We start from the raw sequence: 17487 nt of genomic DNA, 5'->3' as shown, positions 1-17487 counted from the left end.
CGCCGCGCCCGACCCCGCCCCAGGACCGAGGGAGCTTTACGTGAGCCCGAGCCCGCAGCACCCCGCCCGCGACACCATCCCCGTCGGGGACGTCGAACTGCACGACCACTATCTGCCCGCCCTGCCCGCGGGCGACTACCGGATCGAGGCCACCCACACCCTGCGCACCGGCCCCGACGGGGGCGCGGGAACCGTCGGCGGTCCGTTCCGGGCCGTACAGCGGTTCACGGTACGCGCCCCCCAAGTGGCCGTCGACGCCTCGGCGGTGCTCGCCCGGCAGCCGCCGGACTCCGCCGACGGCCGGTTCGCCGAAGTGCTGCCGCACGTCGTGCTCGGCGACCCGCTGCTGCCGTGGGAGCGCCCGCTGCGCGGAGCGGACCGCACCACTCCGTGGCTGGCGCTGCTGGTCCTCACCGACGACCAGATCGCCGGGGGCACGACCACCCCGGCCCGCTCCGAGCCGACCACGGTGGGCGGGTTCCTCGCCGCCGACCCGGACGTGCTCAAGCCCGCGCTGTCCCCGGAGGCGGACATCGGGCCGGACGATCCGTGCGAGACGGTCCGGATCCCCACCGCCGTCTTCCGCCAGGTGGTTCCCCGGCTGGACGAACTGCGGTATCTGGCGCACTGCCGGGGCGCCAACACCGGGGACCGGCCGATCCTCGGCATCGAGGAGGACGGACTGTTCTCCGTCGTCGTCGCGGGCCGCTTCCCGGCCGCCGCACCGCCCGGATCACCCCCGGAGGCGCGTACCAAGAACATCGTCCATCTGGTCTCCCTGGAGGGCCACGAACCGCTCCTGAGACCGGACCCGGACTTCCGGGGCCGTACGTCGGTCGCGCTGCTGTCCCTGTGCCGCTGGACGTTCTGGGCCCACCCCGACGCCGGGGCGCACTTCCGTGACCTCGCCGAAGGGCTCACCCGCAGCCCGGACCGTTCGCGGGCGGCGACCCGGGACGAGATGTGGCTGCGGCTGCCGTCCCCGTACCGGGACACCGACGGCACCCCGGAGGCCCGGCGGCAGGTGGCCCGGCGGATCGGCGCCGGCTATGTGCCGCTGCCGTACCGGATCCGGTCGGGCGAGCGCACCTTCGGCTGGTACCGGGGGCCGCTGACGCCCGTACTGCCCGCGGCGGTCGACCGGGTGGCCTCCGCCGGCACCGCCGATTCCCTGCTCGGCTACGACCCCGCCTGGGGCAGCTTCGACGTGTCGCTCGCGACAGCGTTCGAGACGGGCCGGGCGCTCGCGCTCGCCGACTCCGCGTACGTCCGGCAGCTCACCGCCTTCAAACGCGCCGCCCACGGGCTGGCCGACACCCTCTACCACCGGGCCACCAGCGGCCATCTGCCGCCGGACGGCGACGAGGAGCGGCCGCACACCGCCCGTGCGGCCTTCGCGGCACTCCTCGACGGGCCGTTGCTCACCACCCTGGGCGCGACCCCGGCCCGCCCCGCAGGCGCCTGGTCGCCGCCCGCGCCGGAGCCCGCGCCGGACGATCCGAGCGGGGACCTGGACGCCTTCCTGCGGTCCGACGCCGCCCGCGCGGCCGTCACCCGGGCCCTGGACGAGGACGAGGGCCTCAAGGAGCGTCTGGCCCCGGTGGTGGACTGGCTGGGAGGTCTCGTGCTGCTCGGGGCGGTGCCGTTCGGCCATCTCGTACCCGACGGGCGCATGCTGCCGCCGGAGTCGCTCCGCTTCTTCCACACCGACCCGAACTGGACGGCCGCCCTGGTGGGCGGGGCGCTGGGAATCGGCGCCCAGTCGAGCCGGGACACCCTCCAGGACCAGGTGGTGGCCGATGTCGTACGGAGGAAGGCGGCGGAGTCGGCGGCGGCCCGACGGGACGTCGACCGCGGGGTACGGGCCGGTCCCCCGGACGATACGCCCGCCGTCCTCGGTCCCGTCGGCGGTCTGCTGCTGCGCTCGGCCTTGGTCTCCGGTTGGCCCAACCTCGCCGTGCGCGCCGTCGGCGCCGACGGCCGGCCGCTGCCGGTGCTGCGGATGGACCACCTCTCCCCCACCGTGCTGCTCTGCCTGTTCAACGGGGTGCCCGCCACCCTCGAACTCGCCGCGCCCCAGGAAGGCTTCCGCTTCGGAGTCGAGGACGACGGTCTGATCCCGCTGCGCAGCATGACGGCGCCGGACACCGGTCCGCGGCTGCCGCTCGGTGAGCAGCTCGGCCCGGACCTCACCTTCAGGGTCCTGGACCATCTCCGCCCGTCCGCCGACCCCGCCGTCCGGGTTCTGGACCTCGGTTCGCTCGTGCCCGCGCTGTCCGCCGCGCTGAACACCGCGCACGGCACCGCGCTCGGGCCGTTCGGCCCCGCCGACCTCGCCCTCCAGCTGGTCAAGGTGCCCGAGGCGATCCGGTTCGACGGCCCGGACGGCGACCGGTTCCCCGCCCGGGAAGCCCGAGCAGCCCGAGCAGCCCAAGAAGCCCGGGAAGGAGACCGGGGATGAGTACGCGCCCCGCCCTCGTCGTACCGGTCGCCCTCGACGCCCTCGTGGTGTCACCGGCCGTACTGCGCCGGGACGGCTTCCGTTCCTGGCGCCGGAACTACCTCGCCCTCAACGACTACATGAGCCCCGAACCCGACGAGGGGGACCGGCAGACCGACGACCCCCTCTTCAGCCACACCGGGGTGCATCTGCACTGGACGCTTCCCCGGGGCCTGCGCCACGGCGTGGAGGACCCGGCTACCGGCGAGGTCGACTATCCGCTCGTACCCAACCGGTGGCTCGTCACCCGCTTCAGCGGCACCGGCACCCGCCGGGTCAGGGCCTGGGTCGTCGAAAGCGACTGCCCCCACACCCCGTACGCCCGGCAGCAGGGCCACCCCCTGGAGCACTCCAGCCCCTATCTGGTCACCGGCGACACCCTCGGCGCCTGGTCGGCGAGCCCCGACCCGTACCGCAACGCCAGGACCTCCAAGGCCCACCAGGCGGCCATCGGACTGGCCTTTCCGCACGGCGACGACACGCCCTGGACGGAACGGGCCCCCCGGGACCCGCTGTTCCTCACCGCCATGGACGCGGGCGACCCGCACTTCACCACGTACGTCCCGCACAACACCAATGTCTTCTCGTTCCTCGACGACCTGTCCGACGTCCCCGGTCCCGACACCCTCGGATACCAGGTCGTCGGCTGGTACTCCGACCCCGCCGCCGACGTCCTCGCCGCCCTGCCACCCGGCAGCTCCTACGCCGACCAGCTCGACCGGCTCGGCTGGCGGGATCCGCGCCTCACCGGCAATCCCGTCCTCGACGCCGACCTCGCCCCCACGGTCCGCAGCCTCTACCAGGGCCTGGCCCTGTCCGTCCCGTGGGACCCGGCGGCCACCGGCGCCCCCTCCCCCGACCCGCTCCACACCGTCAGGGACAGCGGCGCGCTCAATGTCGCCATCGGCACCACCACCGAGGACGCCTTCACCGCCCTCGCCGGGCACGCGCTCCAGGCCACCGGCGCCCGGCCGACCGCCACCGATCTGCAACTCCTGCGCGCCTTCCTGCACGACCTGCTGCCCGTCGCCGACGAGAAGGGCGGCGACGAGCGGGTACGCAGGGCCGTGCACGCCGCGTCGTTCGGCGCGTCGGCGGGCGGCTACCGCTGGACGGTGACACCGCCGCCCGCCGACCCTGCGGCCGAGGGAACGGCCGGGGGAAGGCCACCCGAGCCCTTCACCCCACCCGGCTGGCTGACCACCCTCAACGACGACCAGCACCGGCTGGACGGCCTGCTCGGCGAGGTGCACGCACTGCAGTGGCGGCTCAACTCCCTCTGGCTGAAGAACGGTCTGCTCGGCATCCTGGACCCGCCGCCCGCCCACGCGCCCGACCAGGACGACATCCAGGCGGAACTCGACCCCACCCGCGAGGGCTCCCTCGCACATACCGTACGGGCGAGGACCGCCGCCGCCCGCGCCCTCACCGGCCTGGTCCCCCAGCCGGACCGGTCCGCACCGCACACCGGCGCCCATGACGCGCTCCTCGCCGGGATCAGCGCCTTCGGCCGGGCCAGGGGGCTGCCGGACGGCGCCGTCCTCAAGGCCGTTCCCCGGCCTTCGTACTGGCACGGCGTCAACCCCGTGGTCAGCGTGTCCGGGATCCTGCCCCCGGCCGACACCACCGTCACCGACACGCCCGTACCCGTCCGGCCGCTCACCGACGACACCCCGACCCCGCTCGTCGGCGCCGTCACGGTCGACGGCAGGACCGTCACCGCCTCACCCGGGCAGGGGCCGATGCCCGCACTCCCCGGCCCCGGCTCACTGCCGGGCGAAATCGCCGGGCTGCTCACCGAGTACTTTCTGCTCGACCCCGGCAACGCCACCGCCCTCGCCGCCGTCTGCGGACTGCCGGAGGCCGACGTCCTCGCCGTCCTCGCCGCACACCGGCCGGGCGACTTCACCGGCACCCTGCCCGCGCTGGGCACGGCCCCCTGGGTCCAGCCCTGGGAGCCGCTGTTCATGGAGTGGAAGACCGTCTACCACCACATCCCGCACACCACCGGCGGACAGAGCTGCTGGGCCTTCGACGGCACCGACTACCGCTATGTCCCGGGTACGGCACCCACCCCGAAACCGGTCGTCGTCAAGGGCGTCTCCGAACTCGGCCCGCACCCCCGCGCGCTGTTCGCCGCCCGGCTGAAGGAGTTCGTCTCCCGGCACGGCTCCGCCGACCAGCGCGACCGGCTCCCCGCCTGGCTGTCGGCCGTCGGCGACTGGGGGATCCTCGCCCAGGAACTCACCGGGTTCAACGACCGCCTCGCGGCCCGTGACACCCGCGCCTTCCGCCGCCCCACCGCCCAGGACCGGCACTTTCCCGAGGTCGCGGGCCTCGCCGGCTACCCCGACGCGGCAGGCGACGACGCCCTGCCCGAACGCTACCGGGGCCGGGTCACCAGCGTCCCGTACCTCCCCGGCGGGGAGAGCGGAACGTTCCACGAGACCCGGCAGGGCCAGATCCACCTCGAAGAGCTCTTCCTCTACGACAAGTTCGGCCGCGTCCTCGATGTCGTCAGCTCCGATCTGGCGACCGGCGGCCTGCACGACTACCGCAACTTCCCGCTGATCGTCGACACCGCCCTCACCACCGAGTCCTCACTCGCCCCGACCGTCGCCGCCGTCGCCCAACTGCCCCCGCGCCCCCTCCAGCCCGCCCGGCTCGACTTCGACCTCCTCGACGCAGCCACCGGCACCCGGGTGGTGGAGACGGCCGCCGACCCCGACCCCGTCACCGGCTGGCTGCTCCCCGACCACCTCGACCGCAGTCTGCTGCTGTACGGCCCGACCGGCCGCTTCCTCGGCACGTACCGGCTCCTCACCAACGCCACCGGCACCCGCACCGGCCAGTGGGAGCCCCCGCCCGACGGCACGGTCACCTCCCTTGCGCAGGTCGAGGCGCTCGCCCCGACCGTCGCCGGTCTGCTGCGCTCCCGCGCCCTCTCCGACGAGGCCAACCTCAGCGCGTTCCTGGACGTCATCGACTCGACGCTGTGGACGACCGACCCCCTCGGCGACCGTACGGACCAGACCCTGTCCGTCCTCGTCGGACGGCCGCTGGCCCTGGTCCGGGCCCGGCTGCGGCTGTCTCTCGACGGCCCGCCCCGGTCCGACACCGGCTGGGCGGCGACCCTCCGGCCACCGCCGTCCGCGTTCACCGCCGACACGTTCGCGGTACGGCTCGGTGACCAGGCCGCCCGCGACGACGGACTCATCGGCTACTACCGGACCGCGTCCGGCGGGGGTTACGACTACGAACGGTTCGACAGCGTCACCGCTCCCGACGCAGACCAGAACCTCGTCGTCCGCATCGGCCCGCCCGGCGCGCCCGACCCGGCGCGGCCCCCCAACGCCCGGACATCGAACGCCCCGACATCGAACGCCCCGACACCGAACTACGTGGCCCTGACTTTCGGTGACGCCGAGCCCACCGGGCTGCTCCTGCTCATGGACCCGCGCGCGAGCGTCCACGCCGTCAGCGGTATCACCCCGGCGGTCTCCGTCACCGTCCCGCAGCAGCACGTCGACGGCGCGCTCCGGCGGCTCGGGGCCGTCTTCCGCTTCGGCCCGGTCCTCGGGGGCGGCGGTGAGGGCGGCGCACTGACGTTCCCGCAGCCCAGTACCCGGCACGGCACCTGGTCATGGCTGCGCCCGCCCCCGCCGCCGGGCGGCTCCTGGACGCCGTACGACCTGGCCCCCGCGCCACCGAACGCGGCGTTCCCGGACCGTCCCCCCGTACTCGAAGACGGTCTGCTCCGTCTCCTCACCGAACCCGAAGCCGAAGCCGAACCCGCTCCTGAACCCGAGCCCGAACCCGAACCCGGCACCGAGCAGCAGTAACCACCCCTCCAGCAGACGTATCAGGAGGCACGCCATGTCCGATCAGCTCCCCCTGCTCAGCTACCGTCTCTCCACCAGTCCGACCCCGCTCCAGGCGAGCACCCCGGAGACCGCGACCCAGGGCCGTATCAACGTCGCCGTCACGGCGGACCGGGACGACGTCTACTGCGACTGGATCCAGATCGCGGTGCCGGGCGACGCGCAGAGCGGGGGCGCGTACTTCACCGAAGGGCCGAAGTTCTCCACGGACAGCAGCGAGTGGGCCCTCGGCTCGATGGTCCAGGTGTCCGGGAAGCACATCGGTCTCGCCACTGACGCCCTCTTCTACCGGGCCATCTTCCGTTACGCGGGCGACGACAGCGCTCCGATCGACGGCACCGTGCACTTCGGCCTCAGCGGGCCGCTCAGCTCCGCCACCGGCATGCTCGACTACCACCTCGCGGAGCACTCCGACACCTCGTCCGACCCCGAGGACTACCTCACGAGGCGGCAGGTCCTCCCCCTGCCCGTCACCCCGCCCGTGTTCTATCTGCACACCTTCCTGGCCCGCGACGACGCGAGTGCGAGCGCTCCGAAGACGCGGTTCCGCGCCGGAAGCAGCGTCTATCTCTCCTGGGAGAGCAACGGCTCCGACTTCCGGCTCTTCGACGGGGACGGCAACCTGGTCCACGACGGCCCCGAAACGTTCTTCACCCTCGCGCCGGGCTCCCTCACCCTGGACACCACCTTCACGCTGGAGGGGTCCATGGCGTCGAGCGCGGGCGGAAGCGGTTTCGACCCGGTGTACCAGTACGCCACCCTCACCCTCACCGTGCCGGACCCGACCCTCGCCGCGCTGACCGTCCGGGGCGACGTCGACGCCCTCTCCACCCTGGAGGTCCACGGGGACGCGTCGCTGAAGTCCTCCCTCACCGTCGACGGCTCGGCCGGGATCGGGAACGCCCTGACGGTCAGCGGCTCCACCGAGGCAAGGAGCAGTCTCACGGTGGGCGGCCGTCTGACCGCGCGGAACAGTGTCGAGGTGGAAGGCGGTCTGGACGTCGCCGGCACCCTGAACGCCAACGGAGTCCTCAACGCCCGTGACAGCCTGAACGCCTACGGACAGGTCGAGGCGGTGAGCAGCGACCACTACGTGCGGATCCGGGAGCTGCGGGGCCCGTACGGCGAGAAAATCTCCCTCAACAGCAACGTCGAAGTGCTCGCGGAGTGCGATGTGACCATCCACGAGCGTCTGTACGTCACCAAGGACATAAAGATCAACAACTACGGGGTGCTCTCCGACCGGGACCAGATCGGGCTGTACAACACCCACTACGGCGGCTACCTCTACGCCAGCACGTACGAGAAGGACAGCGACCGCCGCATCCCGTACGTATGGGAACCGGGCGACCGGGTGACCGAGTCCTACTGGCGTATCTCGCGCGACTGACCACAGCCGCGCGACGACGGCCGGGCGACACGGCCGCGGGCCGGGCGCCCCCGAGGGCGCCCGCGCCGATCCTCCTTCCGTCCCGAACGCCGCCCCGAACGCCGTCCCTGCGGCGGGCACCTTACCGCCGCAGGGTGACGAACGTGTCATTGACGACATAACCATCCAGGCCATGGAGTTCGCCGTACGCGATCAGATCGCTGGTGCGGTTGATGAACCCGCGCCCCGAGTAGTTGAGGGAGGTGTTGCAGAGGACGCTGAATCCGGTCAGCTCGCCGAAGGCGGTGAGCAGCCGGGCCACTCCCGGGTTCGCCGCCGGGTCGACGGTCTGGGTGCGGGCCGTACCGTCGACGTGGGTCACCGCCCGCAGATCGCCTGACCGGACCTCGCTGAAGTACAGCATGTAGGGGTCGGGGACGCCGCCGCCGAACCATCGGCCCGCGTCCTGTTCCAGACAGATCGGGGCGATGGGGCGGTAGCTCTCGCGCTGTTTGATCCTGTTGAGCCTGACCGTCGTCTCCTCGGTGAAGGGGGCGGCCAGGATCGACCGGTTCCCGAGCGCACGGGGGCCGATCTCCCAGCGGCCCTGCGCCCAGCCGATGATGTTCCCGTCACGGAGGTAGCGGGCGACCTCGCCGTGGGCCAGCGGCCGGACGTCGTAGCGCTGCGGGTCGAACTCCATGTCCTCGACGAATGCGCCGCCCGCGTAGACGTCCCAGTCCAGGTCCGCCGATCCGGTGTAGAAGTGCTGGGCGTCGATGGCGGTCCCGATCGCGGAGCCGCTGTCGTTGGGGCACGGCGGGACGAACACCGCGGGGAAGAGCCCGCACTCCCGCCAGCGGCGGTTCCACTCGCAGTTGAGTCCGCAGCCTCCCGAGATCAGCAGCGGGAGGCCCTCCGTCAGCTGCTCCCGGGCGTAGGCGTGGAACCGGTCGAAGATGGCGTCCGACAGACGGGCGGCGAGACTCTTGTACGCCTCCGATTCCACGCCGATGTTGTGGAACGGGGAATCGGTCATCCGGTTCTTCAGCCCGCCGGTGATGACCGTTCTCTGGCCGAGGATGAAGTCGACGGCCTTCTGCTCCTCCGGGGTCGCCGGTCCCCTTCCGGCGAAGCCCGCCAGGGCCATCTGCTTGCCCGCGTCCTGGAAGCGGACGAACTCCTCGTGGGGACTGTAGCCGGGGTCGGCGAGGGCGAAGCCGTAGGAGTACTTGTTGCCCGGGTGGTTGAGCACCTCCTTGAGATGGGTCACCTCCCCGTGCTCGTCGATACGGTAGAACGAGCCGATGTTCCCCTCCCACACCAGGCTGTAGAAGGGCTGGTCCCGCCGGAATGCCGACATTCCGTAGGACGTCATGATGTGGGAACGCTCATGGGTGGAGGAGAAGACGCGCACGTTCTTCCCGAAGAACCGGCCGGCCTCGTCCGAGATCGCGGAACCGCCCACACCGTAGTACCCGGCGCGCGCGGGTTGGTCGGTGGCCTGGGTGCCCTTGATCCAGCCGCTCATCGCGATGACGTCGGGTTGCCGGTCCAGCCGCTCCGCCGCCACGGCGAACACCTCGGCGGTCAGGCCGCTGTAGCGGATGAACGAGTCCTTCTCCGCTTCCAGGGAGAACAGCAGCCTTCCGTCGTCGACGGCCGCTATCGCCCCGTCATGGCCTTCCTTGAGGGAGAGAATCAGCATGGTGGTCCGTTTCTCCGTTTCTCTGTGGATTGCCGGTCTGTGGATTGCCGGTCCGACAGTTCTTGCAGGGCGAGCCGGTGCAGCAGCGGGTTGGCGGAGAGGGCGCCGGTGCCGCTTCGGGGCGGGGCGCCCAGGAGATCGGTGCAGACTCCGCCCGCTTCCTCGACGAGGATCTGGACGGCGGTGATGTCCCAGGGGTTCACGACCGGTTCGGCCGCGATGTCGAGGGTGCCCTCGGCCACCATGCAGTGCTGGAGGAAGTCCCCGAAGGCACGGTCCTCCCAGCACGCTGCGGCCAGGCGCAGATAGGCGGCGGACGAGTGGAAGACGTCCCAGGTGCGGGTGCTGGTGGTGGACAGATAGGCGTGGTCGAGGCGGGTGGCGCCGGAGACCCGCAGGGGCAGGGGGGTGCTGTCGGCGGGCCCGCGCCGCAGCCGGGCGCCGCTTCCGGCCGCCGCCCACCAGCGGCTGTGCAGGGCGGGGGCGCTGATCACCCCGACGGTGGGCCGGCCGTCCTCCAGCAGGGCGATCAGGGTGGCCCAGACCGGGATCCCGCGCAGGAAGTTCTTGGTGCCGTCGATGGGGTCGACCATCCAGGTGCGCCCTGCGGTGACGGTCCCGCCGGTCTCCTCTCCGGCGAAGGCGTCGTCCGGGCGGGCGGATCTCAGTGCCTCGCGTACTGCTGCTTCGACTGCGGTGTCCGCATCGGTCACCGGCGTACGGTCGGGCTTCTCCCGGATCCGCAGGTCACGGGCTTGGAAACGCCGGGTGGTGATGCTGTCGGCGGTATCGGCCAGTTGCAGGGCCAGTTCGAGATCGGCGTGCGGTGGCATGGCGGGCCCGTCACTTCGGGTGCAGTTCGAGGATGTGGTACTCCATGACGCGTACCTCTTCGATCCGGCGCACACGGTGCAGCAGTTCGCACCGCATTCCGGCTCCGTCGGCGAGGGCGTCGAGCCGTTCGCGGTCCCCGAGGTCGGCCGTGCCCAGCAGGAGTCTGCCGCCGTCGGCCAGATGCTCGGGGGCGCCGGTGATGTATCTGGCCTGGCCCTGGTAGCCGGGGTCGAAGACGGCGGTGTGCAGATCGGTGGAGAGGGAGAAGTCGTCCTCCACATAGGTCCAGGGCACGTTCCAGAAGATGGTGTCGAAGCGGTCGCCGGGACCGAGCGCCGTGTACATATCGCTGTGGAGGACGCGTACCCGGTCGGCGACACCGTGCCGCTCGGCGTTGGCGATCGTGTTGGCCACGGCCTTGTCGTTGATGTCCAGTGCGGTCACGGAGGCGCAGCCGTGGAGCGCGGCGGTCACGGAGATGACGCCCGTACCGCAGCCGACCTCCAGGAACGAGCCGCCCTTCGGATAGGGGACGGTGGAGGCCATGACCTCCGTGGCGGCGCTCAGGGTGCCGGGGAAGACGCCCCGGTGCAGGTCCCATTCCCGTCCGAGCAGGGTGAAGGAGTCCGGCAGGTCGTCGCCCAGAAGGGCGTGCTGCAGGGCTTGCGCCACGGTCTCGGGGGACTCCTCGAAGGTCATGGTCTCCGCCTCTTTCGTGGTGTGGCTCATCGGGACGGGCCGGCCGCGTAGCGTACGAGCGCTTCGCGGTGGCGGCCGATCTTGCGGAAGGCCTCGGCGTACTGGTCGATGAGGGCCCTGTCCTTCGGCCAGTCGGTGAAGGTGGGCAGCGACAGCGCGTGCTGTTCGACGTACGCGGCGTGCGAGCCGGACTCCGGTGCGGTGCCCCGCTTCGGCACTCCGGGGAAGAGGGGGTTCTCCGGGCGGGCGTAGAGCGGCAGGGTCGACAGCCGGGGGCCGGAGGGGGCGCCCACCTCCAGGCCTTCGGCGCGCAGCGCCTCGACGAGTACGGAGCGGGGGACGCCGCCCAGTGCCTCGGGGCGGTAGAGCGGCTTGTAGCCGTACCAGGCGCCCATGTCGACATGGGCCGCGACCTGCACCGGCTCCAGATAGGGCACGTCACCGAGTTGGTCCCCGAAGTGGCGCAGACAGCGGTGCCGGGCCTCCTTGCGGGCCGGGAAGGCCGCGAGCGCGTGCCGGGCGACGATGGCGTTGAACGGCGACATCCGGAGTTTGAGGCCGAAGCCGGTGACCCAGTGCGCGCGCAGGTCCTCGTCGAGGACGGTGTCCCGGGAGCGGTCCCGGTAGTGCCCGAGGAGTGTGGCGCGGTCGTGCACCTGGGGGTCGCTCGTGACGAGGATGCCGCCCTCCCCCGCGTAGACGGCCTTGTTGGCCTGGAGGGAGAAGACGGCGGCGTCGCCGAAGGTGCCGACCGGTTTGCCCTTGTAGCGGCTGCCGTGGGCGTGGGAGCAGTCCTCCAGAACGCGCAGCCCGTGCCGTTCGGCGATCCGCGAGATCGCGTCCATGTCGCAGGGGTGGCCCCACTGGTGGACGACGGTGATGACCTTGGTGCGTTCGGTGAGCGCGGCTTGAAGGGCCTTGGGGTCCAGTCCCCGGGTGTCGGGGTCGATATCGGCCAGGACCACGTCACCGCGGAGCGCGAAGACGGGGCTCAGCGCCGCGTGGTAGGTGAGCGCCGGTCCGACGACGTCCACGCCGTCGCGTACGCCGAGTGCGAAGTAGGCGGCGAGGAGGGCGCTGGTACCGGAGTTGAAGGTGACGGCGTAGCGTGCTCCGCCGTCGAGGAAGGCGAGGAAGTCGGTCTCCAGCCGTCCGATGGGGCCGCTGTTGCCCTTGATGGAGATGTCGGTGTTCCGCTGTCCGGCGATTTCGGCCAGTTCCGCTTCGTCGGCGGGGGGCGGCCAGATCTCGTGCGGCAGTGGCTGGTCGACGGCGGGTGCGCCCCCGAGGAGGGCGAGTCGTTCGGCGGTCGCCATAGGTCCTTCCTGCGGTCGCGGGTGGGCTCGGGGTCAGGCGCAGCGGTCTGCGAGTTCGTTCCGCTCGCGTGACCGGTCCCGGTAGATCCGGTCGATAGTGCGTACGACGGCGAGTTGGCGCCGGAAGTGGTCCTGGCGGTAGGCGCGGTCGTCCAGATGCCCCAGATGGTGGGTGATCATGGAACGTACGGTGTCGGTCTTGGGGCCTTCCCAGGTGTGGCGCTCCAGCGGCGGGCCGCCGACGGAGTGCAGGACCGCGGCCCCGGGGGCGACGTTCAGCGCACCCTCCGTACCGAGTACGCAGAGGTGCTCGGTCTTCTCGTAGTGGTGGCGTGAAATGCGCAGTGAGCCCACCAGTCCCGTGGAGGGGTAGCTGCACATGAGGCTGACGAGATCCTCCAGCCGGCGATCCCGCATCTCCTGGTAGTGGTGCACGAAGGCGGAGTGCACGCGGGCGGGTTCGGGGAACATTCCGCTCAGCACGTCCATGAGGTGGTAGCCCATGTCGAGGAGGACACCGCCCATGGCCTGTTCTCTGGAGGCGCGCCAGCCCGCGGTCGGGCGGGCCAGGTTGAAGTGGTAGTCGTAGGAGAACCAGTAGGGCTCCCCGATCCGGGCGAGGTTCTCCCGGGCGAACCGGAACACCGGGTTGAAGTTCCGTTGCAGCAGGGTGAAGACGCTGCGGTCGGCCCGTTGCGCCAGGTGTATCAGCTGCCGGGCTTCCTGTTCCGTGACGGCGAACGGCTTCTCCTTGATGACATGTATGCCGTGCGTCAGGAGTTTCGTACAGACAGGGAAGTGTTCGCTGTGCGGCACAGTGACCAATGCGGCGTCGAAGTCGGCCTTTTCGAGCGCCTCACCGAGGGTCCGATAATGGGGGAATCCCCATGCGGCGGCGACTGCGGGGGCCGTCGGGGCGGGGTCGACTCCGCCGACGACGTCCGCGGTCTCCCGAAGGAGCGGGAGATACTCCTTCCCTTGATGTCCGGCAAATCCGATCACGAGTACTCGGGATCGGGGACGACTGTTCTTCGATGTGTCACCGGGCATCCGGAATGGCCCCTCACAGAACATCGTTCGAGGATGGAGCAGGCGGCCGGGAGAGGTGCGCGGGGCCCGGCCGGTCCTTGGCCGCAGACGGTTCAGAGAGTTCCGTTTCTCTTCCCCGAGGCATCGGCGAGCCAGTTGTGCGCCGCGGTCACGGTGTCTTTGATGAAGGTGCTCCCGCTGCGCCGCGTGTTCTCGTCGAGCAGTGAGACGTCTGCCGCGGCTATCCAGGCGAACTCGGTGTGCTTGTCCCGTTCGAGTGCGGGTGACGAGAGGTCCCCGTCCACCTCGACGACGTAGTCCGTCTCGATATGCCGTAATCCGTCCGCCGTCCACTCCTCGTGCGCCACCCGGGCGAGGACGCGGCGCAGCCGCCATCCGGTCTCCTCCGCTATCTCGCGGTGGAGTGCGTCCAGAAGGGACTCCCCCGCCTCCACGGCTCCGCCGACGACGTCCCAGCAGTGGGGGAAGAGCCGTCGGCCGGCCGCGCGGCGCTGGACGAATATCCGGTCGTACGGGTCGCGGATCAGCGCGCCCACCACCAGTCGGGGTTCGCTCGTCCCGGCCATATCAGCCGTTCACCGCGTCCGGTCGACGCATGCGGGACATTCTTTTCCTCATTTCACCTGCACACAGACTCAATGCACCGCACACCGGATACAAGATGCAGACATGGCTGCACATCTCGAACGGCAGCAGGGAAGCGGTCCGAATTATCACCGGCCCGCGATGTTCAAGGTACCCGCGTTTTCGCCCGGAATACCATCCGCCATCGTGGGTGAACACCGGTTCGCGTAGGACTTCGGCCGTCTCGACTTCTCCCCGATCCGGCATTTATTCATATGGTCATGAATGAAGGCCGGTGGGGTGCCGTGGATGCGGAGGGGCGCGGGTATTCGGGCAGTCCGCACGGACGGGGAGGCCATTGCTGTCCCGGTATGCCCGCGCCGCGGACGGGAAGTCTCCTCATCGTGCTCTCCCCAAACGGTCGCTTTCCTGCCACTACCGGCCCTGTCGCGGTCGTTGACGCTGGCCGGATCGGCGGGGGTCTCCCCGCCTGGTGTCCGGAGAGTCTCCCCGGGTCTTTCTTTCACGGACGGCGGGCGACCAGGAAGACATAGCCGATCTGCGGGAGGGCGCCGAACCGGGGCAGGGAGCGGGTGAAGGTGAAGAACTCGTGATGGCGTTCGTCGGCGGAGGGGGCGATGTCCCCGAAGGCATCGGCGAACGCCTGGTAGGTCCGCCGGACCTGCTCTCCGATGTCGTTGAACTCCACCAGCTCCAGACCGGCGCGGTCGAGGGCACTGCGGAGCTCTGCCGGTTCGGGCAGGGACGGGGACCGGAACGCCCGGCACGTCCGGCGGACCAGGTCCGCGGCGTCCCCGGTCACCGGCGACCGGAGCAGCACATCGGTGACGACCAGCGGGCTGCCGGGCCGCAGGGTCCGGGCGATTTCGGAGAGGGCGGCGACCCGGTCGGGGATGTGCATCATGGACTCGATGGCCCAGGCACCGTCGAAGGACGCGGCTTCGAAGGGCAGTGCGCAGGCGTCCGCGTACCGGAAGTCCACCCGGTCGCCGAGCGCGTCGGCGTCCGCCCGGATGCGGGCGAGGTCGATGTCCTCGTGGCTGACGGAGATTCCCGACACCCGGGCGCCGGTGGCCCGGGCGATCCGCAGAGCGGGCCGGCCGGTTCCGCAGCCGACGTCCAGCAGATGCCTGCCGGGTGCGGCGGCCAGCCGCCCGGCCACGAGGTCGGTGAGCCGGTCGGTGGCCTGGTCCAGCGTGCGGTCGTCCGCGGCGCCGTCCCAGTAGCCGACGTGGATGTTCCCGTCGGCGGTCGCGCCGTCCGCGATCCCGGCCGTTTCGTCGGGCAGTCGGCCGCTGTCGGGGGACGACAGGGCGGTGTGGTGCAGGGACGAGTCGTCGGTCATGAGGGTTCTCCCGGACGCGAGGGGGTGTGGGGATGTGGGGGTGTGGGCCGGTGAAGGGCCCGGCTGCCGTACTGCGCCGAGTGAACGGCCCGAGGGCTTCGGGGGTCACGCGATGCCCTGTCTGCGTACGGTGGGGCCGGGGGCTGCCGTCCGCGGTGGCCGGCAGGGTTCCACCACGGAGGCGGCACCGTCGGTCGACGACGCAGCAGGTCGCGACGGTGCGGGTGGCCGTTCGGGGAGCACCGGGGTGCCGCGGTCCGACCCCGGTGGTGGGTATATGGGGGCCATTGTCCCGGAGGTCAGGAAGTCCGTCCAGGACGCCTCGGGCGGCCGCGGCACCATCGGCCCGGCCTCGGGCACCTCGTGGCCGTCCGTCTCCGCCCGCGGAAGGGGAAACGGCTCCGGTAGGGACGGACCGGCCCGGACGGTGCCTCCGGGTTCCGAGTGGTGGGCGGGGCGTTGACAGGAGGAGACGCATCGGGAAGGGTCTGCGGGCATGCAGCCACTGGGTGACCTGCGGGTCCGTCTTGTGGAGCGCCGCCACGTCGACCTGGTCCGTGTCGCGAGCGCCATCTGTCGTCGCGTCTGACGCACCCCGCCGCGCCCTGAGGCCTCGGCGGCCTTCCGGTTGATCCGGCACGCCCCGGATCGCATCCCTCCCGGCAACCCCGGTTCTCCGTCTCCGCGTGCGGTGTTTCGCGCATCGCGCGGAGCCCTTCACTCCTGCCCTGGAGCACCCCCGTGACCTCTTTCGACCCCTCTCCGTCCCGGCGCGCCTTCGGCGGTACCGCCGCCGGGGCCGTCGCGGCCCTCGGCCTGTCCGCCACGGACGCCTCGGCCGCCTCGCCCGCCGGCGCCGGAACCCTGCCCGCCGAGCGCCCGTTCCGCGCCGCCCCGGCACGCGGCCGGGGCGCCCGCCGCCCCAACGTCCTGTTCATCCTGGGCGACGACCTGGGCTGGGCGGATCTGTCCTCCTACGGAGCCCCCGAGATCCGTACGCCGAACCTGGACCGGCTCGCCCGGCAGGGCGTGCGGTTCACCGACGCGTACAGCGGCTCCGCGACCTGCTCGCCCACCCGCTTCAGCCTCTACACCGGCCGCTATCCGGGTCGTACGAAGGGCGGGCTCGCCGAGCCGATCGCGGACCGTTCGGTGGGGCTCGAACCCACCCATCCCACCCTTGCCTCCCTGCTGCGCGACGCGGGCTACCGGACCGCGCTGATCGGCAAATGGCACTGCGGCTACCTGCCCGACTACAGCCCCACCCGGTCCGGCTGGGAGGAGTTCTTCGGCAACTTCGGCGGGGCGCTGGAGTACTACTCCAAACTGAGCTCCGGCGGTGAGTACGACCTCTACGAAGGCGATGCCGAATACCGTGACCTGCGCTACTACACCCGCATCCTGACCGAGCGGGCGGTCGAGTACGTGGGCCGTGACCACGGCCGCACCCCGTGGCTCCTCAACCTCAACTTCACCACCCCGCACTGGCCGTGGATCGCGGACGGAGACGAGGAGACCAGTGCCGAGATCGTCCGCCGGATCAAGGCGGGCGACCGGCGGGCGCTGTGGCACCAGGACGGGGGATCGCTCGCGAAGTACCGGCAGCTCGTCGAGGATCTCGACCGCTCGGTCGGCAAGGTGCTCGCCGCCCTGAAACGGTCCGGGCAGGAGGAGGACACCCTGGTGTTCTTCGCCAGCGACAACGGCGGCGAACGCTTCTCGTACAACTGGCCGCTCAGCGGCAACAAGGGGTCGCTCCTGGACGGCGGAATCCGGGTGCCGTCGATACTGCGCTGGCCCGCGCGGATCGAAGGCGGGCAGGTCAGCGGGGTTCCGGTGTACTCCCCCGACTGGACGGCGACCCTCCTGGACGTGGGCGGGGCGCGGCCCCATCCGGCGTACCCCCTCGACGGCGTCAGCCTCAAGGGCTATCTGCTGCACGGCGCCGAGGTGCCCGCGCGGGATCTGTTCTGGCGGGTCCGCGGCGAGCGGGCACTGCGGCGGGGCGAGTGGAAGTACTACCGGGGCAAGGACGGCAGGGACCGCCTCTACCGTCTGTCGGAGGACGTCCGCGAGCAGGCCGACAAGGCCTCCGTACGGCCTGAGCTGCTGACGGAGCTGAGGGCCGCGTGGGAACGGATCGACCGGGGACTCCTGCCGTACGTCTGACGGGCACCGCTGCACGACCGGACCCGGTGCG

Annotated in this window: 12 protein-coding genes; 5 read left to right on the top strand and 7 right to left on the bottom strand. The window is 71.3% G+C overall.

Going from position 1 to position 17487, the window contains the following annotated elements:
- Nucleotides 1–40: 40 nt before the first annotated feature.
- Genes B7R87_RS29620 through B7R87_RS29610 form a run of 3 tightly spaced genes read left to right on the top strand, consistent with a single transcriptional unit; the run spans nt 41 to nt 7771 of the window.
- Nucleotides 41–2461 carry a hypothetical protein gene (locus tag B7R87_RS29620; protein ID WP_006345334.1) on the top strand — a complete coding sequence of 807 codons (2421 nt, stop codon included), beginning with the start codon at nt 41–43 and terminating at the stop codon, nt 2459–2461.
- Nucleotides 2458–6342 carry a hypothetical protein gene (locus tag B7R87_RS29615; protein WP_006345335.1) on the top strand — a complete coding sequence of 1295 codons (3885 nt, stop codon included), beginning with the start codon at nt 2458–2460 and terminating at the stop codon, nt 6340–6342. The genes B7R87_RS29620 and B7R87_RS29615 overlap by 4 nt, the downstream gene beginning before the upstream one ends.
- 34 nt (nt 6343–6376) lie before the next feature.
- Nucleotides 6377–7771 carry a hypothetical protein gene (locus tag B7R87_RS29610; protein WP_006345336.1) on the top strand — a complete coding sequence of 465 codons (1395 nt, stop codon included), beginning with the start codon at nt 6377–6379 and terminating at the stop codon, nt 7769–7771.
- Between the two features lie 121 nt (nt 7772–7892).
- On the opposite strand, the gene B7R87_RS29605 is transcribed toward B7R87_RS29610, so the two are convergent.
- The 7 genes from B7R87_RS29605 to B7R87_RS29575 form a co-directional block, all read right to left on the bottom strand.
- Complete coding sequence (locus B7R87_RS29605; protein ID WP_006345337.1) at nt 7893–9458, bottom strand: carbamoyltransferase C-terminal domain-containing protein; 1566 nt, start codon at nt 9456–9458, stop codon at nt 7893–7895.
- Complete coding sequence (gene hisN, locus B7R87_RS29600; RefSeq protein ID WP_006345338.1) at nt 9452–10291, bottom strand: histidinol-phosphatase; 840 nt, start codon at nt 10289–10291, stop codon at nt 9452–9454. The genes B7R87_RS29605 and hisN overlap by 7 nt, the downstream gene beginning before the upstream one ends.
- A gap of 10 nt (nt 10292–10301) precedes the next feature.
- Nucleotides 10302–11021: a methyltransferase gene (locus B7R87_RS29595; RefSeq protein WP_040913163.1), complete on the bottom strand. Its 720-nt coding sequence runs from the start codon at nt 11019–11021 to the stop codon at nt 10302–10304.
- Nucleotides 11018–12307: a DegT/DnrJ/EryC1/StrS aminotransferase family protein gene (locus B7R87_RS29590; RefSeq protein WP_006345340.1), complete on the bottom strand. Its 1290-nt coding sequence runs from the start codon at nt 12305–12307 to the stop codon at nt 11018–11020. The genes B7R87_RS29595 and B7R87_RS29590 overlap by 4 nt, the downstream gene beginning before the upstream one ends.
- A gap of 33 nt (nt 12308–12340) precedes the next feature.
- The gene (locus tag B7R87_RS29585; protein WP_006345341.1) at nt 12341–13309 is read right to left on the bottom strand and encodes a Gfo/Idh/MocA family protein; all 969 of its coding nucleotides are present in this window, start codon (nt 13307–13309) and stop codon (nt 12341–12343) included.
- A 140-nt stretch (nt 13310–13449) separates the two neighbouring features.
- Nucleotides 13450–13923 (bottom strand): NUDIX hydrolase, encoded by a 474-nt coding sequence (locus tag B7R87_RS29580; protein ID WP_006345342.1) that lies wholly within the window; start codon nt 13921–13923, stop codon nt 13450–13452.
- A 521-nt stretch (nt 13924–14444) separates the two neighbouring features.
- The gene (locus B7R87_RS29575) at nt 14445–15287 is read right to left on the bottom strand and encodes an SAM-dependent methyltransferase (RefSeq protein WP_006345343.1); all 843 of its coding nucleotides are present in this window, start codon (nt 15285–15287) and stop codon (nt 14445–14447) included.
- Nucleotides 15288–15783: 496 nt separating this feature from the next.
- Here B7R87_RS29575 and B7R87_RS34315 point away from each other — a divergent pair, with 496 nt between their 5' ends.
- Complete coding sequence (locus tag B7R87_RS34315; RefSeq protein ID WP_332903363.1) at nt 15784–15876, top strand: putative leader peptide; 93 nt, start codon at nt 15784–15786, stop codon at nt 15874–15876.
- 152 nt (nt 15877–16028) lie between these two features.
- The gene (locus tag B7R87_RS29570) at nt 16029–17456 is read left to right on the top strand and encodes a sulfatase family protein (RefSeq protein WP_130584750.1); all 1428 of its coding nucleotides are present in this window, start codon (nt 16029–16031) and stop codon (nt 17454–17456) included.
- The last annotated feature ends 31 nt before the right edge of the window (nt 17457–17487 follow it).

This window comes from Streptomyces tsukubensis (assembly GCF_003932715.1).
Classification (GTDB): domain Bacteria; phylum Actinomycetota; class Actinomycetes; order Streptomycetales; family Streptomycetaceae; genus Streptomyces; species Streptomyces tsukubensis.
This window is presented reverse-complemented; position numbering and strand designations above follow the sequence as displayed.